19 protein-coding genes are annotated in these 25,932 nt (G+C 71.5%); 13 read left to right on the plus strand and 6 right to left on the minus strand.

The window, feature by feature from the left end:
• Positions 1 to 15 precede the first annotated feature (15 nt).
• A complete protein-coding gene (locus WME97_RS43185; RefSeq protein ID WP_437546649.1) occupies positions 16 to 2,610 on the plus strand; it encodes a hypothetical protein in 2,595 nt (864 codons plus the stop codon).
• A gap of 65 nt (positions 2,611 to 2,675) precedes the next feature.
• On the opposite strand, the gene WME97_RS43190 is transcribed toward WME97_RS43185, so the two are convergent.
• From WME97_RS43190 to WME97_RS43210, 5 genes are all read right to left on the minus strand, one after another.
• The gene (locus WME97_RS43190) at positions 2,676 to 3,719 is read right to left on the minus strand and encodes a glycosyltransferase family 2 protein (RefSeq protein ID WP_437546651.1); all 1,044 of its coding nucleotides are present in this window, start codon (positions 3,717 to 3,719) and stop codon (positions 2,676 to 2,678) included.
• Between the two features lie 257 nt (positions 3,720 to 3,976).
• Positions 3,977 to 4,222 carry a hypothetical protein gene (locus tag WME97_RS43195; protein ID WP_044967022.1) on the minus strand — a complete coding sequence of 82 codons (246 nt, stop codon included), beginning with the start codon at positions 4,220 to 4,222 and terminating at the stop codon, positions 3,977 to 3,979.
• 253 nt (positions 4,223 to 4,475) lie between these two features.
• Entirely contained in the window at positions 4,476 to 4,784 is a 309-nt protein-coding gene (gene nuoK, locus WME97_RS43200; RefSeq protein ID WP_012240633.1) for an NADH-quinone oxidoreductase subunit NuoK, read from the minus strand.
• A 3-nt stretch (positions 4,785 to 4,787) separates the two neighbouring features.
• Complete coding sequence (locus WME97_RS43205; protein ID WP_437546653.1) at positions 4,788 to 5,303, minus strand: NADH-quinone oxidoreductase subunit J family protein; 516 nt, start codon at positions 5,301 to 5,303, stop codon at positions 4,788 to 4,790.
• A 59-nt stretch (positions 5,304 to 5,362) separates the two neighbouring features.
• Positions 5,363 to 6,007 (minus strand): NuoI/complex I 23 kDa subunit family protein, encoded by a 645-nt coding sequence (locus tag WME97_RS43210; RefSeq protein ID WP_437546655.1) that lies wholly within the window; start codon positions 6,005 to 6,007, stop codon positions 5,363 to 5,365.
• Between the two features lie 295 nt (positions 6,008 to 6,302).
• On the opposite strand from WME97_RS43210, the gene dapA reads away from it, so the two are divergent.
• The 12 genes from dapA (at position 6,303) to WME97_RS43270 (ending at position 24,906) form a co-directional block, all read left to right on the plus strand.
• The gene (gene dapA, locus WME97_RS43215) at positions 6,303 to 7,208 is read left to right on the plus strand and encodes a 4-hydroxy-tetrahydrodipicolinate synthase (protein WP_437546657.1); all 906 of its coding nucleotides are present in this window, start codon (positions 6,303 to 6,305) and stop codon (positions 7,206 to 7,208) included.
• Positions 7,209 to 7,279: 71 nt separating this feature from the next.
• Positions 7,280 to 8,077 carry a 4-hydroxy-tetrahydrodipicolinate reductase gene (dapB, locus tag WME97_RS43220; RefSeq protein ID WP_437555608.1) on the plus strand — a complete coding sequence of 266 codons (798 nt, stop codon included), beginning with the start codon at positions 7,280 to 7,282 and terminating at the stop codon, positions 8,075 to 8,077.
• 105 nt (positions 8,078 to 8,182) lie between these two features.
• Complete coding sequence (locus WME97_RS43225) at positions 8,183 to 10,675, plus strand: hypothetical protein (protein ID WP_437546659.1); 2,493 nt, start codon at positions 8,183 to 8,185, stop codon at positions 10,673 to 10,675.
• A 188-nt stretch (positions 10,676 to 10,863) separates the two neighbouring features.
• The gene (glyS, locus tag WME97_RS43230; RefSeq protein ID WP_437546661.1) at positions 10,864 to 12,963 is read left to right on the plus strand and encodes a glycine--tRNA ligase subunit beta; all 2,100 of its coding nucleotides are present in this window, start codon (positions 10,864 to 10,866) and stop codon (positions 12,961 to 12,963) included.
• A gap of 234 nt (positions 12,964 to 13,197) precedes the next feature.
• A complete protein-coding gene (locus WME97_RS43235) occupies positions 13,198 to 14,265 on the plus strand; it encodes a DUF2169 family type VI secretion system accessory protein (protein WP_437546663.1) in 1,068 nt (355 codons plus the stop codon).
• A 3-nt stretch (positions 14,266 to 14,268) separates the two neighbouring features.
• Positions 14,269 to 15,564, plus strand: coding sequence for a hypothetical protein (locus WME97_RS43240; RefSeq protein ID WP_437546665.1), 1,296 nt, complete (start codon positions 14,269 to 14,271; stop codon positions 15,562 to 15,564).
• The gene (locus tag WME97_RS43245) at positions 15,561 to 16,781 is read left to right on the plus strand and encodes a DUF2169 family type VI secretion system accessory protein (RefSeq protein ID WP_437546667.1); all 1,221 of its coding nucleotides are present in this window, start codon (positions 15,561 to 15,563) and stop codon (positions 16,779 to 16,781) included. Before WME97_RS43240 ends, WME97_RS43245 begins: the two co-directional genes overlap by 4 nt.
• A gap of 122 nt (positions 16,782 to 16,903) precedes the next feature.
• Positions 16,904 to 17,962: a hypothetical protein gene (locus WME97_RS43250; RefSeq protein WP_437546669.1), complete on the plus strand. Its 1,059-nt coding sequence runs from the start codon at positions 16,904 to 16,906 to the stop codon at positions 17,960 to 17,962.
• Positions 17,963 to 17,965: 3 nt separating this feature from the next.
• Complete coding sequence (locus WME97_RS43255; protein WP_437546671.1) at positions 17,966 to 18,583, plus strand: hypothetical protein; 618 nt, start codon at positions 17,966 to 17,968, stop codon at positions 18,581 to 18,583.
• Between the two features lie 28 nt (positions 18,584 to 18,611).
• The gene (locus WME97_RS43260; RefSeq protein WP_437546673.1) at positions 18,612 to 20,771 is read left to right on the plus strand and encodes a type VI secretion system Vgr family protein; all 2,160 of its coding nucleotides are present in this window, start codon (positions 18,612 to 18,614) and stop codon (positions 20,769 to 20,771) included.
• A gap of 59 nt (positions 20,772 to 20,830) precedes the next feature.
• Complete coding sequence (locus tag WME97_RS43265) at positions 20,831 to 21,700, plus strand: hypothetical protein (protein ID WP_437546675.1); 870 nt, start codon at positions 20,831 to 20,833, stop codon at positions 21,698 to 21,700.
• A gap of 74 nt (positions 21,701 to 21,774) precedes the next feature.
• Positions 21,775 to 24,906 carry a hypothetical protein gene (locus WME97_RS43270; protein ID WP_437546677.1) on the plus strand — a complete coding sequence of 1,044 codons (3,132 nt, stop codon included), beginning with the start codon at positions 21,775 to 21,777 and terminating at the stop codon, positions 24,904 to 24,906.
• 19 nt (positions 24,907 to 24,925) lie between these two features.
• Here WME97_RS43270 and WME97_RS43275 read toward each other — a convergent pair whose 3' ends face one another.
• Positions 24,926 to 25,810, minus strand: coding sequence for a zinc metalloprotease HtpX (locus tag WME97_RS43275; protein ID WP_437546678.1), 885 nt, complete (start codon positions 25,808 to 25,810; stop codon positions 24,926 to 24,928).
• Positions 25,811 to 25,932 lie beyond the last annotated feature (122 nt).

Consider the following 25,932-nt stretch of genomic DNA (forward strand, 5'->3'; position numbering starts at 1 on the left):
GATGCGCCCCCTCTCATGCTGGCCCGTCTGCGTGCTGCCCTGAACTCCGACTCCCCCCTGGCCCGCTTCTGTGCCGCCCTGACCTCCGGCTCGCCCCGGGAAAGGCTGCTGCGCAACGTCTTCGCGGCCGTCGCGTGCCTCATGGGCCTCGTCGGCTACGCGTTCGTGGTCCACGCGCACATTCCAGTCCAGCACTGGCTCCTGTGGCGGCTCGCGCCGCTCTGGGGCTATTCGCTGCTGTTCCTGCTCTCCAGCCTCGGCATCGGCCTCGTGCTGTTGCGCCGGGTGCTCCGCCTCGCGCACTTGCCGCCGGTCGAAGAGGGCCTGTTCGGCGTGACGCTCGGCTCCATCGCCTTCGTGTTCGGCATGTACCTCGCGGGCGTGGTCGGCTGGATCCGCCCCTGGTACGGGCTCGTGATGCCGGCGGCCCTCTTCGCGGGCGGCCTCCTGGAGCTGCCACGCTGGCTATCGCGGCTGAAGCACGATCTCGACGCCTCGACGACGCCGAAGGGGACGATGCGCTGGCTGTGGCTCACGGCCACGGGCGTCGGCGCCATGTGCATCGTGCTCCTTTATCTGCTGTCGCTGACCCCGGATTCCATCAGCTTCGACGCGACCTGGTATCACCTGCCGATCGGGCAGGACTATGCGCGCGCCGGCCGTATCGTGCCGTTCTACGGCGACGTGAACCGCTCGTTCCCCCACTTCGCGAGCATGCTCTACGCGTGGGGTTTCAGCGTCCCCGGGATGCTCGTGGAGCAACGGTGGATGATGGCGCTCCACCTGGAGTTCGTGTTCGTCCTCGGGAAGGTGGTCGGCGTCGCGGCGCTGGCGCGGTACCTGCTCCAGGGCGAGCGCGTCCCTGGCCTCTGGGCGGCTTTCTTCCTGTTCCCGTCGCTGTTCGTCCAGGACCAGAACCCCGGCGGTTCGGCCGACCATTTCCTGGGCTTCTTCGCGGCGCCGGTCCTGCTCGCGTCGATGCGCTTCGCGGAGCGCTTCGACAGGCGGTATGCCGTCCTGCTCGGCGCGTCGCTCGGGGGCGCGATGCTGGTGAAGTACCAGGCGGTCTATCACCTGGGCATGGCGGCGGCGGTCGTCGTTCCGCGCGCCGCGTACCTGCTCGCGCGCGCGGCCTCCCGCGCCCTGAAGAAGCGCAGGCGGCCGCTGCTCTCGGCGCGCCGCGTCCTCGTGGCCGGGCTCATCACGTCGGGCGTGGCGCTCGGCACAGCCGCGCCGCACCTGATCAAGAACACCATCTACCATAACAACCCGGTTTATCCGTTGGCCCAGCGCGTGTTCACGCGGTCGTACCCGCAGCACGCGCGCTCCGCGGAGTTCATGGAGAAGGCGTATCCCAACGCGCCTTACCTGCCCAAGGGGAAGGGGCTCGAGCGGCAGCTCATCGCGGCCGGCAACTTCTTCACGTTCTCGTTCTCCCCGCACTACTCGTTCACTCGCTACGTCCCCTCGATGGGCTCGCTCTTCACGCTGCTCCTGCCGATGCTGCTGGTCATCCGCGGGCGTCGCAGGCCGGCGCTCGCGGCCTGGGCGACGTTCGCCGGCATCTGGATGTGGAGCAACACGTACACCGCGGACCGGTACCTGCAGGGCATGCTCGCGGTGCCGATCGCCGCCGCCGCCGCGCTGCTCGTCCGCACATGGCAGCTCGGGACCGTCGCGCGGCTCGGCCTCGTGCCGCTGGTGGTGTTCCAGATCGTGTGGAGCGGCGATGTGCCCTTCTACTCCGGCCCCCGCCGGCTGGAGAGCGCGCTCTCGCTGATCCGCTCCACCTACGAGAAGCGATGGACCGACGCGCAGCGGTTCAAGTTCCGCCAGGATCACCGAGCGATCAACGGGGCGACCCCGCCCGACGCGCGCATCCTCGCCCGCAACTACCGCACGACGCTCGGTATCGAGCGCGAGATCATCTTCGATATCCAGGCCTGGCAATCGCTCATTTTCTACGAGCCCGTGCGAGGACCGGCCGAGCTCTACGCGCATTACCGGAGCGTCGGCATCACCCACATCCTGTATCCGCCGAACCAGCGCCCGCCGGACACGCTCCAGGCCGCCGTGCTGTTCAACGAGCTCGTGCACCGCTACGCGACCGAGAAGCGCCGCTTCGGCAGCCTTCAGCTCGTGACCATGCCGAAGGAGCCGCCGCCGGCCGACGAGCTGCCCTATCAGGTGCTCGCGCTCGGCGCGCCGGGCTACTACACGGACGGGCTCTACCCGGTCGAGGCGCTCCACATCCTCCCCAAGCTCCAGCCGCCCAAGGGCCAGGAGCCCAAGCCCGCACGGGCGTGGCCCAAGGATACGAACGCGCAGGCCGCGCTCCTCGACGCCGCGGAGGCGGTGGTGCTCGGCAAGAACGCGCGGAGCGGCCGGAACGTGAAGCTGGACGGCGTGTTCTTCGCGGCGGAGCGCTTCAAGAACTACACGGTCTACCTGCGGCAGCAGCGCGACACCTCCCGGGCGGAGCCGCCGCCCGCGCCCGCGGCCGCCGGCGCGCCGCCCGAGCCCCCGGCCGCGGGCACGCCACCCGAGCCGGAGCCGACCGACCCTGTGGCTCCCCCGGAGGACGACGATCTGGAGGACCCGGACGGCTGAGCTCCCGGCCCGGGGCTACGAGCGCTGTTCGACCAGCAGCCCGGTCCGGGGGACCGGGCTCTTCTTCACCTCGCGCTCACTCGCGCCGGTTGCACCTGCTGGTTGTGCCACGGCTTCGCGCCGGTGGACTGGATCCCCTCCAGCCTGAGGGCCGGCTCCCGCTCCGCGAGCTCGGTCTCGATCCGGCGCACGCGCATCAGCACCTCCTCGACGAGGCGGCGGTTCGTCGCGATGAGCTCCGCGAGCAGCGCCACGGCCACCAGGATGCACGCCATCACGACGGCGCCCGTGCCGACGATGAGCGACTGGATATAACCGCTGTAGTCCGGATTCCGCAGGTAGAAGTAAAGGAACCGGACGCCGATCGCGACGCCGAACACGAGCAGGACCGTCGCGACCCAGCCCACGAGCTGCACAGGGCGGTACATCGCATAAGCCCGGAACATGACGGGACCGGCGCGGCGCAGGTAGTCGGGGATCGAACGGAAGAGCCGCGACTCGCGCGTCTTCGGGTTGGTCGTGATCTTCACGTTCGCGACGGCGAGGCCGCGGCGGCCTGCCTGGATCACCGTCTCCAGCGTGTAGGTAAAGCGGTTGTGTACGAAGAGCTGCAGCGCCGCCTTCCGGCTCACCGCGCGGAAGCCGCTCGGTGAGTCGGCCACCTCCGTGGCGGACAGGCGCCGGATGAGCCGCGAGCCCCACCGCTGCAAGACCTTCTTGAGCGGCGAGAAGTGCTCGATCCTATCGGTCTGCCGATCGCCGATCACCAGGTCGGCCCGGCCTTCGAGGATGGGAGCGACGAGCTGCGGGATCTCCGCGCCGCGATACTGGTTGTCCGCGTCGGTGTTCACGATGATGTCGGCGCCGAGCCGCAGGCACGCGTCGATGCCGGCCATGAACCCGGCGGCGAGGCCTCGATTCTTGGCGAAGCGGACGATGTGGTGGATCCCGAGCTGCTCGGCGAGCGAGCTCGTCCCGTCCGTGCTGCCGTCGTCGATGATGAGGACCTCGATCTCGTCCACACCGTCGATCGACCGCGGCAGGTCCGCGAATGTCTGGGCGAGCGTGTCGCGCTCGTTCAAGCAAGGGATTTGGATGATGAGCTTCACGGGCGATTTCGCGGCGCAGCGTAGCACGACGTGCGTCGAGAAATTCACCTCGGCGCGCGGCGGGCTCCCCCGCGACGCGAGGCTCCAGCGCGGGCCGGAAGGCCGCCCCGCTCGCGCTGAGCGCCGGGCGGCCAGCAGAAACCTGTCCACGTCGCTCCGCCGGTGCCCCGGGGCACCGACATCGCGGAACTTCACGGAACATCGCGGAGACGCTGGCCTGCAGCGCTGCGCCGGGCCAGCGGGACCATCGCTCCGCTCTAGTTGAGCAACTTCTTCGAGAGGTGCTTGACCGCCTCCTGCGCCGCGTTTCGCAGCGCGACCTCGACCGCCTTCGAGGACGTGTCGCCTCGCACGAGGATGGCGCAATTGTCCCCTTCAGCCTCGAAGGATGCGAGCGGCAGCTCTGTCGCCGCCGCTGCGGCGCGGATCGGCACCTGCACAGCAAGCGAACCGACCTCGAGCTCCACGAACCCCACCAGCTCCGTCTTGGATAGGTTCTGCATGCCTTCGAACGTGGGTCGCCCGCTGGGCCTTAGCAAGGTCAGGTTTTTCCTGCTTGTCGCTGGGATTGAGCTCCACGTGAAGAGGAAGAGCGCGGGAGCGTCGAGCGCATCGCCTGGTCGACGGTCGACTATCGGCATCGGCGCGCAGCGCCGGCGCGCGACGCGGCGGCCGCCGGTCCGAACGTCGCGCCCATCCCGCGCGTCACACGCGTCACGCCGACCCCGCGCTTCCGCACGGATGACCGCTCTCGCGTCAGTTCTTCAGGGATGTCAGCTGGTCGGCCATGATGCTCCGGTGATTGCGGTAGACCTGAAGCACGATGGCCAGCGCGATCGCCGCCTCGCTCGCCGCGAGGACGATGATGAAGACCGTGAACACCTGGCCAGCCACGCCGCCGGCGACGAAGTGGTCGAACGCGATGAAGTTGAGCGCGGCGGCGTTGAGGATGAGCTCGACGCCGAGGAGGATGCCCACCGCGTTCTTCCGCGTCATGACGGTGAACAGCCCGAGCCCGAAGAGCACCGCGGCGACGGTGAGGTAATGGATGAGACCGACCTCCATCGCCTACTCCCTCTCCCAGGCGCGCCTGACGGCTCGACGCGCGAGCACGACCGCGCCGATCATCGCGGCGAGCAGCACGACCGAGCCGAGCTCGAACGGGAGCAGGTACTCTCCGAGGAACGCGTGTCCGAGCTTGGCGGTGGACGGCATCGCCGGCCTGGCCTCGGCGGGCCAAGGGGTCTGGGTCGCCACCCTGCCGAGCAGGAGCAGCACCGCCGTGACCAGACCGAACGCCACGGCCGGCCCGCCGCGCGGGTTCGAGATCTTCATCTCCGCGATGCGGCTCGTGAGCATCACGGCGAAGAGGATGAGCACGAGCGTGCCGCCGACATAGACGAGCACCTGCGTCGCCGCGATGAAATCGGCCGAGAGCGAGACGTACAGCCCGGCGATGCCGAGGAACGTGCCGAGCAAGGCCAGCGCGGAGTGGATGATGTTCCTGGAGAACGCCACGAGCCCGGCCGAGCCGAGCGTCAGCGCGGCAAGCCCGAGGAAGACGAGTGCGCTCAGGGAAAGCATGGGGTGAGGGCCGCGACGTTAGACCGCTGCCCACCGCCCATCAAGGGCGGCCCCCGCTCCTACCCCCCTCCGGCCCCCCCGCCCGCGGGCTCCGCGCCCTCGGCGCCTTGCTGCTTCTCGCGCTCCTTGCGCCAGATGGCGCGCAGCTCCTCCAGCGCGGCCGGGTTGTCGCGCATGGCGCGCTCGCGGGCCTCCCGGGCGTGCGGCCCGTACTCGCCGACGGGCACCTCGCCGAGGTCCTTCGGCGCCTTGTAGAGCGGGACGAGGCCCTCCGGGATGAAGCGGAACGTGAGGTGGTCGAGCGTCGGCGCCGCCCCCTCGAACTCGCGGGTATGGCGGATCGCGCCTGTCGACTCCGTCTTGCACGCCTCGACGCACAGGCCGCAGTACATGCACTTGCCCATGTCGATGTCGAAGCGGCTCATCGCCTGCTTCTTCGTCGCCGGGTCCTTCTCCAGATCGATGGCGATGCACTCGATGGGGCACGCGCGCTCGCAGCGCTTGCAGCCGGTGCAGATGTCCATCTGCACCTCCAGGAAGCCTCGGTACCGCGGGGGGAGCATCTCGCTGACGGGGCGGTCCGTCTTGTCGGGGTACTGGACGGTGATGGGCTCCCGGAACAGATGGGAGAACGTGACCGCCATCCCCTCCAGGATGGTATTGGCCGCGCTGGAGATGCTCTTGATGTACTGGGCGAGATCCATGGCCGGTGCCTCTCAGGGACCTGACGCGCTCGGGCAAATCCCCCGAAGGAGCGAGGCGCTACACCGCGGACGATAGCAGACGCGGACCTGACCTGGAGCGTCCGGCCCGCTCCCCGCAGGCCCCGCGGGTCCCGCCAGCCCGCGCCGTACAAGCTCCGCGGGCTCCCGCCAGCCCGCCCGAAGGCCGCGTCCGTTCGGCTTCGTCCCGCGCGGGAACCAGCGGAGAGCGGGGAGTCCGCGGCGAACCCGTCCTCTCCTGTTGACGCGCACCCGGGGTGGCGATCATGGTCGTCTGATGTCGCAGCTCCCCTTGTCGGGAACGTTCACCGCCCTCGTCACGCCATTCACGCCCGATGGCGAAGCCGTCGACTTCGACGCGCTCGACGCGCTCGTCGAGGCGCAGATCGCGGGCGGCGTCAGCGGGCTCGTGCCGTGCGGGACCACGGGCGAGTCGCCGACCCTCAGCGAAGCCGAGACGACCGCGGTCATCCGGCGCGTCGTCGAGGCGGCGCGCGGCCGCGTGCCGGTGATCGCGGGGACGGGCTCGTTCTCCACGAAGAAGACGATCGAGGCCTCGCGCGCCGCGCTCGCCGCCGGCGCGGCGGGCGTGATGATCGTGATGCCGTACTACAGCAAGCCCTCGCAGGACGGGCTCCGCGAGCACACGCTGGCCGTGGCCAGGGCCGTCCCGGCGCCGATCGTGCTCTACAACATCCCGGGGCGGACGGTTGTCGACCTCTCCGCCGAGACGACCGAGCGCATCTGCGCCGCCGCGCCGAACGTCGTCGCCATCAAGGACGCCTCGGGCAACGTGTTCCGCTGCCAGGAGCTCATGCGGCGCCTCGGCGACCGGCTCGCGATCCTGAGCGGCGACGACGCGCTGACGCTCGCGATGATGGCGCTCGGCGCGCAGGGCGTCATCAGCGTCACGTCGAACGTGCTGCCGCGCGAGACCAGCGCGGTGACACGGCGGTTCCTGGCCGGCGACCTCGCGGGCGCGCGCGCAGCCCACCTCGCGCTCCTCGAGCTGCACGGGCTCCTGTTCGTCGAGCCGAACCCCGCCCCCGCGAAGGCCGCGCTCGCCGCCCTGGGCCGCATGAGCGCCGCCGTCCGGCTGCCCCTCGTGCCGGCCGGAGAGGCGACCCGGCAGCAGATCGCCGAGGCGATGAGGCGGCTCGAGGCGAGGCGCGAGGCGTCGTGAAATCGAACGGAGATCATCGAGGCGTGCCGATGAGCGCGCTCCTGGGGGCCGCCCAGGGGGACGACGCCCGGCTGCTGAAGGTCGCGATCCACGGCGCGAGCGGCAAGATGGGGCAGGCCATCGTCCGGCTCGCGGCGAACGAGCGAGCCCAGGTCGTGGGCGCGATCGTGTCGCGCGGCTCCTCCCGCATCGGCCGTGACGTCGGCGAGCTCGCGGGGACAGGCACCATCGGCGTCGCGATGAGCGACGACACCAGCGCCGGGCTGCTCGGCGCGGACGTGGTCATCGACTTCTCGCGGCCCGAGGCGCTCCCCCGCCTCCTGCACCTCGCGATGCGCGCCAAGGTCGCCGTGGTCAGCGGCACGACGCGCCTCGACGGCACGTGCGAGCGGCTGCTCGACGAGACGGCGCAGCACGTCCCGGTCCTCTGGTCGCCGAACACGAGCATCGGCATCCACGTGCTCGCGGAGATCGCGGCGAGCGCGGCGCGGCGGCTCGGGCCCGGCTACGACGTCGAGATCGTCGAGGTGCACCACCGCGCCAAGGTGGACGCGCCGAGCGGCACGGCCGTGCGGCTCGCCGACGCCGTGCGCGCGGCCCGCGAGCCGGCCGCGACGCTCGACGACGTGCACGGCCGCGAAGGCAACGTCGGCCCGCGCAAGGCGAACGAGCTCGGGATCTTCGCCGTGCGCGGCGGCGACGTCATCGGCGACCACACCGTCCACCTGCTCGGCCCCGGCGAGCGCCTCGAGCTCACGCACCGCGCGACCAGCCGCGATCTCTTCGCGCGCGGGGCGCTGCGCGCAGCGTGGCACCTGCATGGGAAGCCGCCCGGCCGATACACGATGGCCGACGTGATCGGCGGCTGACCGCGGCGCTCCAGGGCCAGACGCGGGCGATCCGCGCTCCGGCGTGCCGCGAGGGAGCCACAATGTGGTCAGCGGCGGTTCGCCGCACTACGCTGCGGCGCTCGTATGGAGACGCTCGCTGCGAGGATCGCACGCGCCGGTCCGTTGCCGGACAGGGACGCGGTCGGCTGGGTCGTCCGCCTGGCGAAGCGCGTCGAGAGCCTGCACGCGCGCGGGACGGTGCACGGCCGCCTGTCGGCCGCGTGCGTGGTCATGGAGGGCGAGCCGTGCACGTCGACGGGGTGGCTCTCGGACCCGCTCGCCACGCCCGCCTTCGTGGGTTACCGCTCGCCGGAGCGGGCCGCGGGCGAGGGGCCGTCGCGCCGGGACGACACGTGGGCGCTCGCGGTCACCCTGTACACGGCGCTCTCGGGAGCGCTCCCGTTCCCTGCCGAGAGCGACCAGGAGCTCCGCCGCAAGCAAGGCGCCGGCCCCGCGCCGCGGGTAACGCCGCCCGGCGCGGCGGGCGACGCGCTGTGGCGCGTGCTGGACCAGGCGCTCGCGCGCGGCGCCGAGCAGCGGATCACCGAGGTCGCGGCGCTCCGTCGCGCGCTGGAGGCCGCGCGGCCGGGCGAAGGCCTGGAGGATCTGCCGCCGCTCGATGAGCACGCGCTCGCAGCGCCGGCGAGGACGATTCCAGCGCCGCGCCCGTCGAGCAGCGGGGTGCGGGGGACGTCGAGCTCGCAGCCGCCCCGCAAGAGCGCGCCGCCGCGCGAGAGCACCGGCTCGCAGCCGCCCCGCAAGAGCGCGCCGCCGCGCGAGGGCACCGGCTCGCAGCCGCCCCGCAAGAGCGCGCCGCCGCATGGCCACTCGAGCTCGCAGCCGCCGCCCCTCGCGAGCGCCTCGGCCCGCCGGACGCCGTTGCCTCTCCACGGGCTCGCGAGCCTGGGGCTCCGGTCGACGATCGGCGTGCCGACCACCCCGCCTCCGGAGGCGCCGGACCGTGCCTCGAAGGCGCATACCGCGTTGCCTGCCGCATCGCCGCGGCTCGCCGGCGCAGCGACGGAGGACCGCTCGCGCGCGGGCGCAGTGGCTGCCCCGACCGCGCACGTGCAGCCACCGCCGCGACCGCCCGTCGTGCCCGCAGCGATAGCGCAGCCGCCCGTCGCGCCCGCGGCGACGGCGCTGCCGCCCGTCGTGCCCGCAGCGACGGCGCAACCGCCCGTCGCGCCCGCAGCGATAGCGCAGCCGCCCGTCGCGCCCGTAGCGATAGCGCAGCCGCCCGTCGCGCCCGCAGCGATAGCGCAGCTGCCCGTCGCGCCCGCAGCAACGGCGCAACCGCCCTTCTCGCCCACCGCGGTGCCCCTCTTCGACGCGGATGCCCCAGCGAGCCCGCGAACGATCGACGATCTCCCCTGGCTGGGCGAAGACGACACGCACGAGCCGTCGCACCCCTTCCCGATGGCGCCCGGCAGCGTCGCCGCGCGCCTCGGCGCGCCCGGGCTCGGCGCGCCGACTCCCCACGTCCCGGCCGTCGATCTCCCCTGGCTGGGCGAACACGACGCGCACGAGCCGTCGCACCCCTTCCCGATGGCGCCCGGCAGCGTCGCCGCGCGCCTCGGCGCGCCCGGGCTCGGCGCGCCGACTCCCCACGTTCCGGCCGTCGATCTCCCCTGGCTGGGCGAAGACGACCCGCATCGGCCATCGCACCCGTTCCCGATGGCGCCCGGCGGCGTCGCCGTGCGCGGCGGCGCGTCCGGGCTCGGCGCGCCGCCGCGCACGGCGACGCCGCTTCGCGCGCCGGCGCCGGCGCCCGGAGCGAGCCGCGCAACGCCGTCCGCGGCGCGCCGGTGGCTCACGCTCGCGCTGGGGGTCGTGGCCATCGCGGGCGCCGCGGGGGCAGCCTGGTTCGGGCTTCGCCACCGCAACGCCGCGCCGCCATCCCTCCCGGCGCCGCTGTCCGCGGACGCTGCGCCCGCCGCATGCGCCGCGCCCGTAGAGCCGAGCGCGCCGGCGCTCGGTGACGCGGGCGCGGAACAGGCAAGCACGGCGGCGCCGGCGGACGCAGGCACCGCAAGCGCAGCGCCGGCCCCTGCGGCCACGGCGGACTTCGCCGCGTGCGCGATGCCTCTCTTTCCCGGCAAGAGCGTCGACGCCGCCATCGCGGGCCAGCTGTCGTTCGCCTGCGCCGAGACCGACCCGATGAAGGGCGTCTCGGCGCTCAAGAGCCAGCTTGCGCAGGCAGCTGGGCCCAAGGGCGTCTCGGACGCCACGAAGGAATGGGCTGTGCTCGGCTGGCACGACATGGCGACCCTCGCGACCCTGCGCGCCCGCTGCTGCCACGCCCCGCCCCCCCTCCAGCTGCCCCCCACGCCCGAGGGCTGCACGCCGCTCGACGAGGCCCTGAACGAGCTCGGCGCGGCCGTCGCGTCGGCGTCTGCTCCGGGCGATCGGGCTGTCGCGAAGGCGGCGCGGCGGTACATGCGCGCAGCCCAGTGCGTCGCCCGGGTCGGCGCGGCGACCCGTTACGGGCGCAAGAACAAGCCGAACGGAGGCGAGGCCAGCGCCTTCAAGAAGGTGCTCTCGCGCGCGCTCCGAAACACGGCACACGCGCGCTGAGCCGCGCGAACGTCACGCCGCCCGTGGCCCGTGCCCGTGGTGCGCGCCGTGCCACGGCGTGGCGAGCGACGCGGACGGCGCGGCCGGCGTGAACGGGGGTGAACGGGCGTGAACCGGCGTGAACAGCGCGGATCGATCGCTCGACCACCTCGCCGAACGAGCGGTTCTGGGGTAGCGTCCGCGGTCCCATGTCCAACGAAGCGAGCGATCTCCTGCTCGAAATCGGCGTCGAGGAGCTCCCCTCGTCGTTTGTCGAGGCCGCGCTCCGCGCGCTCCCGGATCTCGCAACGAAGCGCCTCGCGGAGCTCAGGCTCCGCCACGGCGCGGTGCGCGCGCTCGGCACCCCGCGTCGGCTCGCGCTGCTCGTCTCCGGGGTCGCGGCGCGCCAGCCGGACCTCGAGGAGGAGGTCACCGGCCCGCCGGTCAAGGCGGCCTTCAAGGACGGCGCGCCGACGAAGGCGGCCGAGGCGTTCGCGCAGAAGCTCGGCTGTACCGTCGCGGACCTGCGCCGCGTCGAGGGGCCGAAGGGCGAGTACCTCGCTGGCACCCGCCGCGAGGCCGGCAAGCCCGCGGCCGAGCTCCTCCCGGAGGTCCTGGCGTCGCTCGTCGCGGCCATCCCCTTCCGCAAGTCGATGCGCTGGGGGCAGGGAGATTTCGCGTTCGGCCGCCCCATCCAGTGGCTGGTCGCGCTCTCCGGCGGCGAGGTCATCCCCGTCGAGATCGCCGGCATCCGCAGCGGGCGCACGAGCCGCGGCCACCGCTTCCTCGGGGCGGGCGAGATCGCGATCGGCGCCGCGAAGGACTACGTCGAGGCGATGCGCGCGGCGCACGTGCTCGTCGACCCCGAGGCGCGCGCGCAGCTCATGCGCGAGCGCCTGCTCGCCGCGGCGCGGGACGCGGGCGGCGTGCTGATCGAGGACGACTTCCTGATCGGCGAGAACCTCTCCCTCGTGGAGGAGCCGCACGTCATCGTCGGCAGCTTCGAGGAGCGGTTCCTCGAGCTGCCGGAGCGGGTGATCCTCGAGGTCGCACGCGGCCACCAGCGCTACTTCGGCGTCCGCGACGCGAGGACGGGGGCGCTGCTCCCGAGGTACCTGGCGGTCGTGAACACCGCGGAGGCGCCCGAGAAGATCAAGCGCGGCAACGACAACACGATGCGCTCGCGCCTGTCGGACGCGCAGTTCTTCTACCGGGAGGACGTCAAGATCCCGCTCGCGAACCGCCGCGAGAAGCTCGGCGGGATCGTGTTCCAGAAGCGGCTCGGCAGCGTGCTGGCGAAGGCCGAGCGCGTCGAGCGGCTCGCCCGCGAGCTCGGCCTGCTCCTGATGCTGCCCGAGCAGACGCTGGTGGCGGCGGCCTCGGGGGCGCACCTCGCGAAGTGCGATCTCGTCGCGCTGATGGTGGGCGAGTTCCCCGAGCTCCAGGGCGAGATGGGGCGGGCGTACGCGCTCGCCCAGGGCGTCAGCCCGGAGGTGGCCGACGTCGTCCGCGATCACTACCTGCCCAAGGGCGCCGCGGACGCGACGGCGCCGACGAACGCCGGCGCGCTGGTCGCGATGGCCGATCGGCTCGACACGCTGGTCGGCTGCTTCGCGATCGGGCTCGTCCCCACGAGCACCGCCGACCCGTACGGGCTGCGCCGCGCGTGCCTCGGCGTGCTGCGCACGCTCCTGGATCGCGATCTCGATCTGCGCCTCGGCGCCGCGTTCGGCGCCGCCTACGACGGCTACGCCGGGGTGGAGCTCAACGTCGCGCGCGACGAGCTCGCGACGCGCCTCGGCGAGTTCTTCTCCGAGCGGCTGCGGGGCCTGCTCTCCGACCGGCTCCCGCAGGACGCGGTCCTCGCGTGCCTGCGCGTCGCCGCGGATCGCCCGCTCGATCTCAGGGCCCGCGTGCGCGCGATCGACGCGCTGAGCCCGGAGGTGCGCGCGCGGGTGGGCGAGGTCTTCAAGCGGGCCACGAACATCGCCGACAAGGCGCCTGCCGGCGAGCCGGTGGCGCCGTTCGGACAGGACGTGCACCCGAGCGAGACGGCGCTCTTCGCGGGGTACCTCAAGCTGCGCGACCAGATCGCGTCGGACGTCCGGAGCGGCTCGTACGACACCGCGTTCAGGGCGGTGGCGGACTTCGCCCCGCTCTTGCACCAGTACTTCATCGACGTGTTCGTGATGACCGACGACGCGGCCGTGCGGGACAACCGGCTGCGGCTGATGCGCGCCCTGGCGGAGACCTGCGGGAGCCTGGCCAGGCTGGAGCTCCTCGGTGAGGCGCCGCGCGCGGCGTCGTAGCGAGGAAGCGGCGACCCCGAAAGCGCCGTGAAACCACGTCCATGCACCTCGCTTCGCGGAACCAGTAAGCAACCCGTAAGCCCACTGTGGACGATGAGCAGCGCCTCTGGCGCCTCGCCGAGCCGCCGGGCGTCTGGACATGCACGCTGGCGAGGCGCCGGAAGGTGGTGGGAGAGCCTCGCACAATCGATTTGACACGTCGCGGCGCGCTCTGGTGAGCTTGCCGGTCGCGTCATGCATCTGGTCAACGCAACCGCCGTCCCCGCCAAGCTGATGACGTCGCGCCTCTTCGGCGCGACCCACCGCATCGGCATGGTGGTGGCCAAAGCGACGTTCCGCATCGGACCGAGGGGGACGGAGCTCGACACCCAGGACCCCTGGCCGCTCCTCGACGAGGATCGCGCGACGGAGCTCGGCCTCGTGCCGCGCGACGATCTGCCGCGGCGCGACGACGCCTTCGAGGTCGTCCTGCTCGGCGCCGCGCACGCGCCCAACGGCATGCCGGCCGAGCAGATGAGCGTGTCCCTCGCGGTCGGCGGCGAGCGGCGCGAGCTCCTGGTGTCCGGAGAGCGCATCTGGGAGAGCAGCGGGAACCAGCGGATCGGCCCGCCAGTGCCGTTCACGCGGATGCCCCTGACCCATGAGCGCGCCTTCGGTGGAACCGTCGAGGTCGAGGTCGACCGGGAGGCGTTCGTCGAGGCGATGGACGCCCGCAACCGCGGCGGGCGCGGCTTCGATCCTGCACCCGCCGTGAAGTCGCTGGTGGAGATGCTGAAGCCGCCCGAGGGCTACCCGCGTTACGACGAGATCCGCCGGCTGCCCAACATCGAAGATCCCAGGACGCCTATCAGCCGCCCGGAGCACGCGCCGGATCCGGCGTACTGGGGCGCGGTGCCGGTGGACTCCACCATCCAGGCGGCCCGGACGGTGGCGCAGCCGCCCACGGTAGCAGCGCCGGGACTGCCCGAGTTCGGCGAAGGCGCGTATCACCGGGCGCACCCGCAATGGGTCATCGCGCTCCCGCCGGCGAGGAGCACGGTGACCATGACGGGGCTGACGCCGGGGCCGGAGCCGCTCTCGTTCGCGCTTCCGGCGGTGCGGATCTTCGTCGACTACGTGTCCGGGCTCCGCACCGGCACGCGCGAGCTGCGGCCCCACGCGCTCGTCCTGCTCCCGGAGGAGCGACGCTTCTACCTCGTGTTCCGCCACGCCTTCACCTACGAATACCCCAGCGCGGAGCGCTCGATGCGGCTGCGCGTCGAGCGGGGCGGCTGGTACGAGCCGTCCGGCCGAGGAGGATGAGACATGGCCATTCCCGTCCCCATCACCCGGTCGAACGATCTGAGCGCGGGCCTCTCGATCCACCTGTTCCTGCCGATCCCGCCCGCGCCGCCGCCGGCGTTCGTGCCGGCGATCGAGATCCCGATCCCGCACGGGTGGCCGCCAGGCGAGAGCGCGGGGAAGGTCCAGAAGACGACGACCGTCTTCGTCAACGGCAAGAACGTGATGCTCGATCAGCACGACTGCGGGCCTGTGATCCCGCAGATCACGATTCCGCCCGTGAACTCGCTTTTCCCGACCCAGCTCTGCAAGTCGAAGCGCGGGGTGGCCATGACCAGCTTCTCGGTCCGGATGAACGGGAAGACAACGGCTTGCACGGGCCTCTGGCCGCCGCTACCGCTGCTCGCTTGCGGCGAGCCGGTCTCCTTGCCGGCGACGTTCACATTCACCAACATGTGCGTGAACGTTCATGTCGGCGCCTCGTGGGCGGACCTGATCGGCGCGATCGGAACGATCGTTGGAACGATGGCGGGCGATTATCTGACGTTCAAAATGCCCGACGAGAAGCTGAATCCGTGGATCGAGCTTGGAATAGGCGTCCTCGGAGCCGAAATAACCTTCCTGGCAATCCTTGTCGCGAGCAGCTTTCAACACCGCATGGATCCGCGTTACCCACTCCGGGCCGACACCAAGATCAAGATCCCCGGCAACGTCGAGATCAAGATTAGCTATTCTTCCGATTCCACCGACACCGTCAACAATCCTCAAAAGATCGCTATAAGCATCGAGAAGAAGTGGGAAGACAAGCACAAAAGTCGTGCCGCCAGCGTCGGCGCCTCCGGTGAGTACACATGGGACGCCGGCGGTGACAAGGCCAAGGAGGGATTTAAAGGCCAGGTCGGCGGAGCGGGCGCGGTGCCTGGGTTCAGCGCCAAGGTGACAGCAGGCGGCGAGTACCATCCCGACGCGGCGGACGAGCAACGTGCCAAGCTGACGTTCAAGAAAGACGAAGCCACTCCCTTCGGATCGGCGTCGCATCAGACCGATTACAATCCCGGGGCTCCCGAGGATCGAGGCTGGTCGAGCAAAGCCGAACAGGTAGCCAAGGGTTCGAGCGGAGAGAGACGGACGACGACGGTGAGCCATCCGGACGGCAGCAGGACCGTCACGGTCGTCGAGAACAAAGACGGCAAGGTGCGGATCACATCCCGCAGAGAGCCAGGTGCATCTACGCTGCCGCCCGATCAGCCTGGCCATGGTCACGCCACCTCTCGCACCGTCGACACTGCTGGCTCCGGCATCTGGGGTCCGCCGCTATGAGCCGCCAACGCACTCCCGTCCGGGAATCGTATGACGCCCTCCTCGAGCTCGGCCCCTGGGAGGGAATGCGCCCCACCGCGTACGTACTGGTGAAGAAGACGTTCACGATCGCCGGGCGAAAATGCGTGCTCGCACCGCCGCTGCCCCTGCTCAACGATCCTCGTGACGAGACGCTCGTGCCGCGCCTCCCTGCGGGAGTCGATTTCTGGCCGAGCAAGGCGGCGACCGACTTCGTCATCCGTGGCGCCGCGTACGCGCCCGGCGGCCAGCCGACGCAGCAGATGCTCGTGGAAGCCTCCGTCGGCGCAGCGTCGAGGCGCATCGCCGTCTTTGGCCGCCGTGAGATCCGCTGGACCGCGGGCGGCAGGCCCATCATCGATGATCCGGAGCCGTTCACCGTCATGCCCATCACGTGGGAGCTCGCCTACGGCGGAACCGACCCACGCGTCGAGCTCCGAGGCGAGGTGCCCTTGCCACGGTTGGCGATGGCGTCGCTAGGCATCGACCATCCGGGGACCTACCCGCGAAATCCGCTGGGCAAAGGCTATCTTGTCGACCGCGCGCCGCTCCACGGCGCCGAGCTGCCGAACCTCGAAGATCCGCTCGATCGGCTGACGCCCGAGCGGCTCCTGACGGGCGACCCTGCGCTATGGTACCGCCAGCCGCTCCCCGCGTGCTTCGACTTCGTGCCTCCGCGCTCGTTCCCGCGTCACCTCGGCTTCGGCCCCACGGTCGAGCCGTGGTTCGCCGCGCCAGATGACGAGCGGCTGCCCGAAGTGCGCCTCGGCATGCTCGCACCAGGGTATCGTGGAGCGCGGACTCCGGGGGTCTCGCCCCGGTTCTATCAAGAGGCGCCGCCAGGCTTCGTGCTCGACGCGGTGCGCGGCGAGGAGGTGGTTCGCGTCGAGGGCATGCACGCAGAACGGCGCGGGATCGAGTTCATGGTGCCAGGTCTGCCGTCCATAGAGTTCATGCTGGAGGGGCACCGCGTGCCGGCTGTCCCACGCACCCATACGATCGTCGTCGAACCCGCTGTCGAGCGCGTCTCCCTCGTCTACGGGGCCACGGTGGATCTACCGCGCACCTTCATCCCGGGTATCCACAAGTACATTCCGGTCGCGGTGACGATCGACGGCGATCGGCCCATCGAGTACCAGCCGCCGCCCACGCACCGCCCGAGAAGGCGCGCCGTGGAGAGCCGCGGAGGACAGCCGTGAGCCAAGCAGCGACGCCCGCCTCGCTGGCTCATGATCTCGCATGGAACCAGCGGGGTTGCATCTCGCCAGCGCAGCGGGTCGCGCTCGATCACGCGGCCTCGGTCCGGATTACCTCAGGCCCAGTGCGGCAGGCCATCGTCGGCTGCCTCGTGGGCGTGGTCATAACGGCTGAGGCCATGCTGTGGGATCTCGGGTCCGGCGAAATGTTCACGAAGGAACGTCTGCTGGGGATGGCCATCCTCCTGGCATGCGCTCTCGCGTGGGCATTGGTGCTGTTGCGCGCGGTGGCGCGCCACACAGCGCTTCGCTCCGACATCGTCGCTGACCAGGCGGTAGCATTCGCCGGTAGGGTCGTCTGGCGAGCGGGCATCTCTCGTAATGACTACGCTCTCGAGCCAACCGATGGTGCGTCGCCTGTCCTCGCCGGGTGGGCGCCGCTCCCGCCCGGGCCCTACCGCGCCTACTGCCTGCCTCGCTCCCGGGTCGTCATCGCCGCCGAGTCGACCGTCGTCCCCGGAGGCGTCTGGTCCATCTCGCTCGCTGACCTTAACCAGATGGGGCTCAGCTTCCACTTCACGCGGGACGCCGGTAGGGTGCTCGTTGAGCCGTTCCCCGCAGCGCCGCACATCGGAGATCGCGCCGAGCTGCTCCGCGCTGTGGCGGCGGGGCTCGATTTCGATGCCGAGGATCTCGGACACAACCGGCGGGGCACCGTGTCGCCAAGGCAGGTGCGTCGACGCCTCGCCTCCGCGGCCATTCCCTTCGTTCTCATCACCAGCTTCATGATGCTCCCGGCAATGTACGCGACGCTCGCCCTCCGCCTTTACGCGTCGATTCTCGCTATACCTTTCCTCCTCGCCGCGCTCATCTGCCTCTGGCTGCGTCGTGATGTATTCACGAGACGCGTTCGTTGCGTGGAGGGCATCGTGGAGCGCGATGTTCTCAGCAACAGGTTGGACTGGAGGGTGACTGGGAATCTAGACACCCCGTATAACCTTCTAGTCCAGGGACGCAGAATTTCTGTCGGCAAACCAATCTTTCGTGGCATCGTGCCCAAGCTGGGATATCGGCTCTATCTGGCCGAGAGCACGGGAAGGGTGCTCAGCGCGGAGCCCCTGGATACCTCATCGGCCCCTCACCTCGGCGCCCCGCGCCCACAAGCAGCCTGGAAGGCAGTGTGACCCATGCAGCGCAGCTCTGACCGCGAAACCGCCGTCCTCTACGAAGCGCCCTCCCCGGTCGACGAGCTCGTCGCCGCCTCCCCGCCGCGCCCCGACGGAGCGCCGCCCGAGCCGATCACGGGCCTGCGCCCGGGCGAGGTGCTCGTCGGCGAGTGCCTCGACGCGCGGCACCCCACGCTGACCGGCCGGCTCCTCGTCCGCTGGACAACGTCCCGCGGCGCGCACGAGCGCTGGTTGCCGTCGCTCCACGGCCTCGCCGTACGCGCGCAGGATCGCGTGCTCGTCTCCCAGCCGTCGAACTGGCCCGAGCCCCTCGTGACCGGCGTCGTCGACGGCTTCGCCTTGCGGCCAGAGCCCCCGCTCGCCGAGGCCGCGCGCCTCACCCTCCACGGCGACGAGGCGCTGCGGGTCGCCACCGCCGACGGCAAGCCGCTCGTCGAGGTGTTCGCCTCCGAGACAGGCCCCGTGATCCGGCTCATGACCGAGGACGCCGACATCGAGCTGAAAGGCGCGCTCCGCATCAGCGCCAGGAGCATCGATCTCGTCGCGCGGCAAGGCGAGGTGCGGGTGAACGCGGCCGACGACGTGATCGTGCAAGGCGAGAACATCCACCTGAACTGACACCGGAGACGGAGGGAGAACAACCAGCATGGCCAGCGACTTCACCTTCGCCTGGGAAGGGGCGAACCTCTCGGACGACGGCCCGTGGCACCACCTCCGCGTGCTGGAGATCCGCGGGCGCGAGGCGATCAGCGCGCTCTATTCGTTCGAGATCGATCTCGTGCGCCCGCACCACACGCCGGACGTCGACGTGACCGATCTCGTGGGAAAACCCGCCTCGCTGCGGATCGCGACGAAAGACAACCCGCCTTTCCGGCTCGTCCACGGGCAGATCGCTGCGGCCGAGGAGCTCGGCGAGGTCCAGCTGGGCACGCGGTACCGCGTCAGCCTCGCGCCGCCGCTCTGGCGCGCGACGATGCTGAAGAAGAGCATCATCTATCTGGACAAGACGATTCAACAGATCGTCGAGCAAGCGCTCACCCGCACCTCGTGGGGCGCCGGGCTCGTCCCCTCGTCGTGCCAGCCGGACGAGGACGACGGCGACGAGAGCGCGTTCCGCCCGGCCAAGGCGACCTTCGCCTGGCGCGTCATCGACATGGGCCGGATCGCCGACGTGGCGGCGCGGCCGTACTGCGTGCAATACCAGGAGAGCGACCTCGACTTCGTCTCTCGCCTCCTGGAGGAAGAGGGCATTTCGTACCACTTCGAGCACACGAAGGCCGAGTGCATCCTGGTGCTCATCGACAACGACGGGGGCCGCCCGCGGCTCGATCCTGCGCGGCCGCTCGGCCCAGGCCTGCTCGGGCGGGAGGTGAGCGACGTCCGGATGGGGAGCCGGGTGCGTCCGACGTCGGTCGTCCTGAGCGACTACAACTGGCGCAAACCGAAGCTCGATCTCCTCGCGTCCGCGCCGGCCGGCGCCACCGATGCCGCCGTGTACGAGCACCCGGGCCGCTACGAGGAGTCGAAGGAGACGGGCGAGCGCCTCGCCGAGCAGCGGGCCCAGCGCCTCGCCGCCGAGCGGGCGTGGGCGACGGCGAGCGGGGCGTGCCGGCTGCTGGGCGCCGGGGCGATGTTCACGCTCGAGCACCCGACCTCGAAGTGGAACGGGTCCTACCTCGTCACCGCGATCGAGCACCTCGCGCACGAGCGCGGCTACTTCGCGGCTGGAGGCGGCGAGCAGGAGCCGTATCGGTGCCGCTTCGAGGCCATCCGGTGCGGCCAGGACGGGGAAGAGGCCGCGTCGCGCTTCGTCCCTGCCCGGATCACACCGCGGCCGCGGATCCACGGCAGCCAGACGGCGATCGTCACCGCGGAGCCGTCCGATCCGGAGGCCGAGATCAACGTCGGAGGGCCCTCGGCCATCGGCTGCGTGCGCGTGCGCTTCCACTGGGACATCGACGTGGGCCGCCACGAGAGGGAGGCGACGTCGTGCTGGGTGCGCGTCAGCCAGATGTTCGCCGGCGGGCGCGGGCACGGCGCGGTCTGGCACCCGCGCGTCGGCGACGAGGTGGTCGTCGACTTCCTCGAAGGCGACCCCGACCGGCCGCTGATCACGGGGCGCGTGTACAACGGGATCAACCTCCCGCCGGAAAACGCGACGAAGCGGCCGACGTACAGCGCCATCAAGAGCTACACGAGCCCGTTCGACGGCAACTACAACCTGCTGTCGTTCGAGGACGCCCAGGGCGAGGAGGAGATCCGCCTGCACGCGGCGCGCGATCTCACGACGGAGATCACCCGCAACGCGAGCCGGACCGTCGGGGTCGACGACGCGACCGAGGTGGGCGGGGACCAGAGCACCCGCGTGGCCGGATCCCAGTCGACGAGCGCGGGATCCATCACGCAGAGCGCCGGGACCACGGTCGGCGTCCACTCCGGCACCGGGATGACGCTCTCGGCCGGGACGACGTTCGTCGGCTCGGCCGGAGAGAACATGTCGCTCGGCGCAAGCGGCAACAACACCATCACGGCCGGATCCCACCTGTCGCTGGGCGCGCCGATCATCGAGATCACGGGCGAAGGGAACATCAACGTGGACGCCCCCTGGATCGACATCAAGGGAGGACCGAAGCTCCGGGCCGGCGCCGCGCTCGTCGAGGTCAATGGCGCCGCGACCGTCCTGATCAACGGCGGAAGCTCGATCTCGATCAAGGGCGGCACGATCAACGTCTCCGGGGGGACGGTCAACGTCACCGGAGAGGGGACCGTGACGATCAAGGGCGCGGTCGTGAACCTCAACAGCTGATCGGCTCGACCGGAGAGGACGCGCGCCGCGGGCGGGCGCGCGCCGGAGGAACCAGGAAGATGGCGAGAGACGCAACGAAGGCGTCCGGAACGACCCCGGCCGATCCCCCCGAGATGACACACGGCGGGCTGACCATCGAGCGGTATGGCGAGATCTCCGCGCACCTGCGCCGCTTCCCGCGCTCCGCCAAGGCGGAGGTCCTCGCCCGCCTGAACGTCGCTGACGCGGACTGGGATGCCGCGGTGTGCGGGTGGACCGACGCGCTCGCCGACGAGAGCGCCGACGGCGGCGAGGCCCTCTCGAACCGCTTCTGCCGGGCCTTCGCCGGGGCCGAGGCGCGCCTTCGGCGCGAGCAGCCGGCGCTCGCGTCGCTCGGCCCGCTGCCGGCGGCGATCCCGCCGGCGCTGGCGGCGGTCCCGCCGGGCATGCGGCACTTCACGAGCCTGCGGGAGACCGTGGAGGCCTCGGCCGAGGCGTTGCGCAGGCCGGCGCTCCCGTTCGCGCCCCGCGCGCCCGGAGGACCTGGCGAGGGCGACGCGCGCGCGACACCCCTCGCGGATCGCGCGCGATCGTCGACTTCGCCCGCCCGAGCTGCGGCCCCGCCCGGGGGCGAGACCGCCGACCTGTCGACCGCCGTGGCCTCGGCGCTCGGCCAGGAGAATCCGCTGCCCTTCCCCAGGGCGCCCGCCGGCGCTGCACCCGCCGCCGCGGCGCTGTCGCTCGAGCGACATGCGGCGATGTGCGCGGAGATCGCGATAGCCCCCGACAAAGGGGCGGAGATCATCGCGCGTTACGGGCTGACGGAGGCGACACGAGCGCAGGCGGATGAGCACTGGCGAGCGCGGATCGCGGCGGAGGCGGCGACGGGAGACGCATGGCGGCGGGCCTATATGCTCCACCGGGACTGGCTGCTAGGCCGCTCCTCCTGAGAGGGCCCGTATCGACGCCGGCAGCGCGCCTGACGCCTGCACGCTCGCCAGGAGCTGCGGTACCGTTCGCCCCCATGCCGGGATCTCAGCCCTATCCGTTTGCGTTCTTCGGGGCAGCGCCGAGCGACTGGTTCGACCTCGAAGGGGACCTGTTCTCCTACGAGCTCTGCTTCGTGGCGCCCCCGGACGCGGCCGCGCGGCGCGCCGTCGGCGAGGCGTGGGAGCGGGCGCTCGACGCGCGCGCGGTGGAGCACGGCGAGCCCTTCCAGTGGGCCGATCGCTGGGCGCTCGTGCGGGTGCGGCCGGCGGGGTGGAGCAAGGCGTGCGTCGCCGACATGGCGCGCGCGGTCCAGCAGGCCCTCACCGCGGCGCACGGCGCGCACCCGATCGAGGTGGCCTCCCTGGCCGAGGCGATCGAGAGCGACAGCGACTGGGACGCCTGGTCCGCCGAGCAACGACCCGAGCCCCCGACGGGCCCGAGGTGGCCCGTCGAGCTGCCCCGCTTCGGCGGTGGCAAGCGCTTCGACGCCGCGTGCGCGGTGGATCCGGCGGTCGAAGCCGCGCGCGAGGCGGCGCGCGCCGCGCCCCCCGAGGAGAAGCGCTCATCGGCGAGCACGGCGGGCGACGACCACGACGCGGACGAGACGGACGAGGTGGAGGCCAGCGACGACGACGACACGCCCAGGGTCATCTCCGGCGGGCTCCGGCTGGAGCGCGTGCCGGGGTACAAGGCGCCCGAGCCCCCCGACGAGCAACGGAAGCTCTTCGGGCGGAGCGGCGAGGTGCAGATCGCGCCGAACGGCCTCGTCTTCGGCGTCGCCAAGCCGAAGCGAAAGCCGCCTGTCGCCGCGTGGATCGAGCACGGCGAGCTCCGCACCGCTCAGGGCGATCCGCTCGCCACCACGACCGGCGCTCACGTCGCCGCACGCGACGACGGCGGCGCGGCGCTGATCGGGGAGGATTCGGAGGCCGTATGGGAGGTCGTGTTCGCGGAGGGCTCCGTGCGGCGCCTCTTCAAGCACGACGAGCCGTTCTCCGACGTCGCCTACGGCCCGGAGGGCCGGGTGCTCGTGCTCGCGGGCTCGATCGACGCCTACCGGCGGGAGGGCTCGGACGTCGCGCTCGAGGGGCGCTGGGACCTCGACGGCTACGGGATGCAGTCGGTGTTCGGCGGACGCCTGCTCCTCGTGAAGTGCTTCGACGACGAGGACGAGAGCGCGGACGGCGTCACCCTCCTCGGCTACGACGGATCGACGATGCGCCGGCTGGCCCGCGTGCGCATCTCGATCGGCGACATCGTGATCGACGGCGCCCGCGTCATCGTGGAGGACGGCAGCGAGTACTACGCGCTGCTCGGCCTGGAGGAGCTCGCCGCGCGCTTCGCCGCGCAGCCGGACGCCTTCCCCGAGCTGAAGAAGCGCGAGCCCGGCGACGAGGACGAGGACGAGAGCGCGTCCGGCGAGGGCGACGACGAGGGCGAGAGCGCGTCCGGCGAGGGCGACGAGGACGAGGACTCCCGGCCAGAGGTGCTGGAGGGCGCGCTCCGCCTGGAGCGGCGGAGGTCGCGCGAGGTGCCGCCCGAGCCCGAGATCGAGCGCGCGGAGCGCGATCTGTTCGGGTCGAGCTCCTGTGTCTCGGTCGCGCCCGGCGAACGCGTCTACGGCATCGCGAAGCTCCGGCGCAAGCCGGCGACGGCCGCCTGGATCGAGGGCGGGGAGCTCAAGCGCGCCGAGGGCGAGGCGCTGCCCAGCCCCCACGGCTACATCGCGGCGCGGGAGGACGGCGGCGCGGTGCTGTACGGCTTCGACTACGAGCTCGTCGCCGAGCTCTCCTTCGCGGACGGCAAGCTGCGCCGCCTCTTCGAGCACGAGGCGTCGATCTCCGAGATCGCCTACGGCCCGGAGGGCCGCGTCATCCTCGCCACGGACGAGTCCCTCGACGTCTACCGCCGCGAGGGAGAGGGCGCCGTCCTCGAGCAGCGCTGGGGCGTGAGCGGTTACGGCCTGACCCCCGCCCTCGGCGGCCGGCTGCTCCTCGTCAAGAGCTACGAGGGCGAGGACTCCGAGGACGGGCTGACCCTCGTCGGCTTCGACGGGAGCAAGCTGCGCCGCGTGGGCCGCGTGAAGGCCTCCGTGGGCGACGTCCGGATCGCCGAGGGCCGGGCCTTCATGGATCACATCGGCGACACCTACGAGCTGCTCGGCCTCGACGCGCTGGTCGAGCGGCTGGCCACGGACCCCGACGCGTTCCCCGAGGTCGCCCTGTACACGCCGTCCGAGGAGGACGATGACGACGACGAGGCGCCGGAGTCAGGCCCGAGGAAGGCGCCCGAGGAGTACGCCATCGAGCCCGCCCCGGGCCGCGTCGGCGTGCGCTACCTGGGCAAGCAGCGCCCGCTGCCGGAGGACGAGGAGGACGTCCCGAGGGACGTGCGCGCGCGTTTCGGAGCGGGCGCGCGGGAGCTCGAGCGCTACCGCCCCGCCGACGTGTACATCGGGTGGAAGAAGGAAGCCCGGCGCTCCTTCGTCTTCGCCGTGCTGAAGGACGGGGAGCTCATCGAGACCGCGGTGAAGGCGAGCTCCCCCTCGTCGACGGGCCTTGTGAACGCGGATCGGAGCGCCGCGCTCGTGGCGACCGACGGCGACGCCAAGCTCTGGTGGGTGGACCTCCCGCACGGCAAGCCGGTCCTCGTGCACGACTTCAGCAAGGAGGAGAGCGAGGACGAGATCTACACGCTCGAGGCGCTCGCCTCCGGGCGGGTGATCGTGGGCACCTCGTCGGAGACCTGGATCTTCTCGGTCAGCGGCGGCGCGTCCAGGCTGGAGGCGCGCGGCGACCTGGATCTGCGCGTCGTGGAGAGCGCCGCGGGGGGCCGTGTGGCCGTGCTGGAGGCCTCCGAAGGCAAGCCCATCCGGGTCTGGGGCGTCTACGACGATGGCGTCCGCACGCTCGCCGAGCTCGAGCCGGAGCCGCTCAGCTTCGAGCCGAGCGCTGACGGCAAGTTCTTCTTCGAGGCCGTGAATCGCCTTGGCTGGTATGAGCTCGTCAACCTCGAGGACGCCTGGGAGGCCGGGCGCCGTGACACCTCTGGCGAGCACTACCCGCGCGTGGCGCTCGCGCCGAAGCCCCCCGAGCAGGACGAGGACGACGACAGCGACGACGAGGACGGCGACAGCAACGACGAGGATCCGCAGTCCGTGGAGTGAAGGCGGCCGCTGCCCGCCGTCAGGCCATCACGCTCGAAAAGCCCCGCGCCGTCCGGCCGCTCGACGCCATCGAGAGCAGCCGGCTCACGCGCTCCTCCGTCGTCGGGTGCGTCGAGAACCACTTCAGCACCGAGCCAGCCCCGGCGAGCGGGTTGACGATGAAGAGGCTGGCCGTCGCGGGGCGCGCCGCCTCGGGGGGAACGAGCGCCACGCCGTGCTCCAGCTTGGACAGGGCGCTGGCGAGCGCCTCCGGGTCCCCGGACAGCTTGGCGCCGAGCTCGTCCGCCATGTACTCGCGCGACCGCGAGATGCCGAGCTGCACGAGGGTCGCCGCGATCGGCGCCACGATCGCGAGGGCCAGCCCGCCGAGCGGGCTCGCGCCGTCCTCGTCGTCCGACGATCCGCCGAATATCCCGGCGAAGCTCACGGCATGGGCCACCCACGTGATGCCCGAGGCGAACGCCGCCGCGATCGTCGATACCAGGATATCGCGGTTCTTGATGTGCGCGATCTCGTGCGCCAGCACGCCGCGCAGCTCACGCTCGCTCAGGAGCTGCATGATGCCCTCGGTCACCGCCACGACGCCGTGCTCCGGGTTGCGCCCCGTGGCGAAGGCGTTCGGCTGCGCGTCCGGGATGACATAGACGCGGGGCTTCGGGATCCCCGCCCGACTCGAGAGCTCCTCCACCATCCGGTGCAGCCCCGGGGCCTCGAAGGGCGAGACCTCGGCGGCTCGGTGCACCGCGAGCACGATGCGGTCGGACATGAAATAGGCACCCAGGTTCATCGCGAGCGCGAGCACGCCGAACAAGACGAGGTACCCGGGCCCCAGCGCCCCGCCGATGGACACCAGGATTGCCGACATGACGCCGAGCAACAGGATCGTCTTGATCTGATTCTTCATGAACTTCGTTCCCTCCTCGGAACGGAGCGCTGCAAGAGCCGCTCCCCCGAGATCGATGTGTCGCGCGTGTCGCATTGCAATACCGCGCGCCCCCCGATCAGCAGACGTCGTGTCCTGCGGAT

Source organism: Sorangium sp. So ce367, from assembly GCF_051520455.1.
GTDB lineage: Bacteria > Myxococcota_A > Polyangia > Polyangiales > Polyangiaceae > Sorangium > Sorangium cellulosum_B.

What these genes read in the sequence shown, in the direction of transcription:
- WME97_RS43185 (WP_437546649.1), top strand. Translation starts at nt 16, where the DNA reads ATGCTGGCCCGTCTGCGTGCTGCCCTGAACTCCGACTCCCCCCTGGCC.
- WME97_RS43195 (WP_044967022.1), bottom strand. Translation starts at nt 4,222, where the DNA reads ATGCAGAACCTATCCAAGACGGAGCTGGTGGGGTTCGTGGAGCTCGAG.
- nuoK (WP_012240633.1), bottom strand. Translation starts at nt 4,784, where the DNA reads ATGGAGGTCGGTCTCATCCATTACCTCACCGTCGCCGCGGTGCTCTTC.
- WME97_RS43205 (WP_437546653.1), bottom strand. Translation starts at nt 5,303, where the DNA reads ATGCTTTCCCTGAGCGCACTCGTCTTCCTCGGGCTTGCCGCGCTGACG.
- WME97_RS43210 (WP_437546655.1), bottom strand. Translation starts at nt 6,007, where the DNA reads ATGGATCTCGCCCAGTACATCAAGAGCATCTCCAGCGCGGCCAATACC.
- dapA (WP_437546657.1), top strand. Translation starts at nt 6,303, where the DNA reads ATGTCGCAGCTCCCCTTGTCGGGAACGTTCACCGCCCTCGTCACGCCA.
- WME97_RS43225 (WP_437546659.1), top strand. Translation starts at nt 8,183, where the DNA reads ATGGAGACGCTCGCTGCGAGGATCGCACGCGCCGGTCCGTTGCCGGAC.
- glyS (WP_437546661.1), top strand. Translation starts at nt 10,864, where the DNA reads ATGTCCAACGAAGCGAGCGATCTCCTGCTCGAAATCGGCGTCGAGGAG.
- WME97_RS43235 (WP_437546663.1), top strand. Translation starts at nt 13,198, where the DNA reads ATGCATCTGGTCAACGCAACCGCCGTCCCCGCCAAGCTGATGACGTCG.
- WME97_RS43240 (WP_437546665.1), top strand. Translation starts at nt 14,269, where the DNA reads ATGGCCATTCCCGTCCCCATCACCCGGTCGAACGATCTGAGCGCGGGC.
- WME97_RS43245 (WP_437546667.1), top strand. Translation starts at nt 15,561, where the DNA reads ATGAGCCGCCAACGCACTCCCGTCCGGGAATCGTATGACGCCCTCCTC.
- WME97_RS43255 (WP_437546671.1), top strand. Translation starts at nt 17,966, where the DNA reads ATGCAGCGCAGCTCTGACCGCGAAACCGCCGTCCTCTACGAAGCGCCC.
- WME97_RS43260 (WP_437546673.1), top strand. Translation starts at nt 18,612, where the DNA reads ATGGCCAGCGACTTCACCTTCGCCTGGGAAGGGGCGAACCTCTCGGAC.
- WME97_RS43265 (WP_437546675.1), top strand. Translation starts at nt 20,831, where the DNA reads ATGGCGAGAGACGCAACGAAGGCGTCCGGAACGACCCCGGCCGATCCC.
- WME97_RS43270 (WP_437546677.1), top strand. Translation starts at nt 21,775, where the DNA reads ATGCCGGGATCTCAGCCCTATCCGTTTGCGTTCTTCGGGGCAGCGCCG.
- WME97_RS43275 (WP_437546678.1), bottom strand. Translation starts at nt 25,810, where the DNA reads ATGAAGAATCAGATCAAGACGATCCTGTTGCTCGGCGTCATGTCGGCA.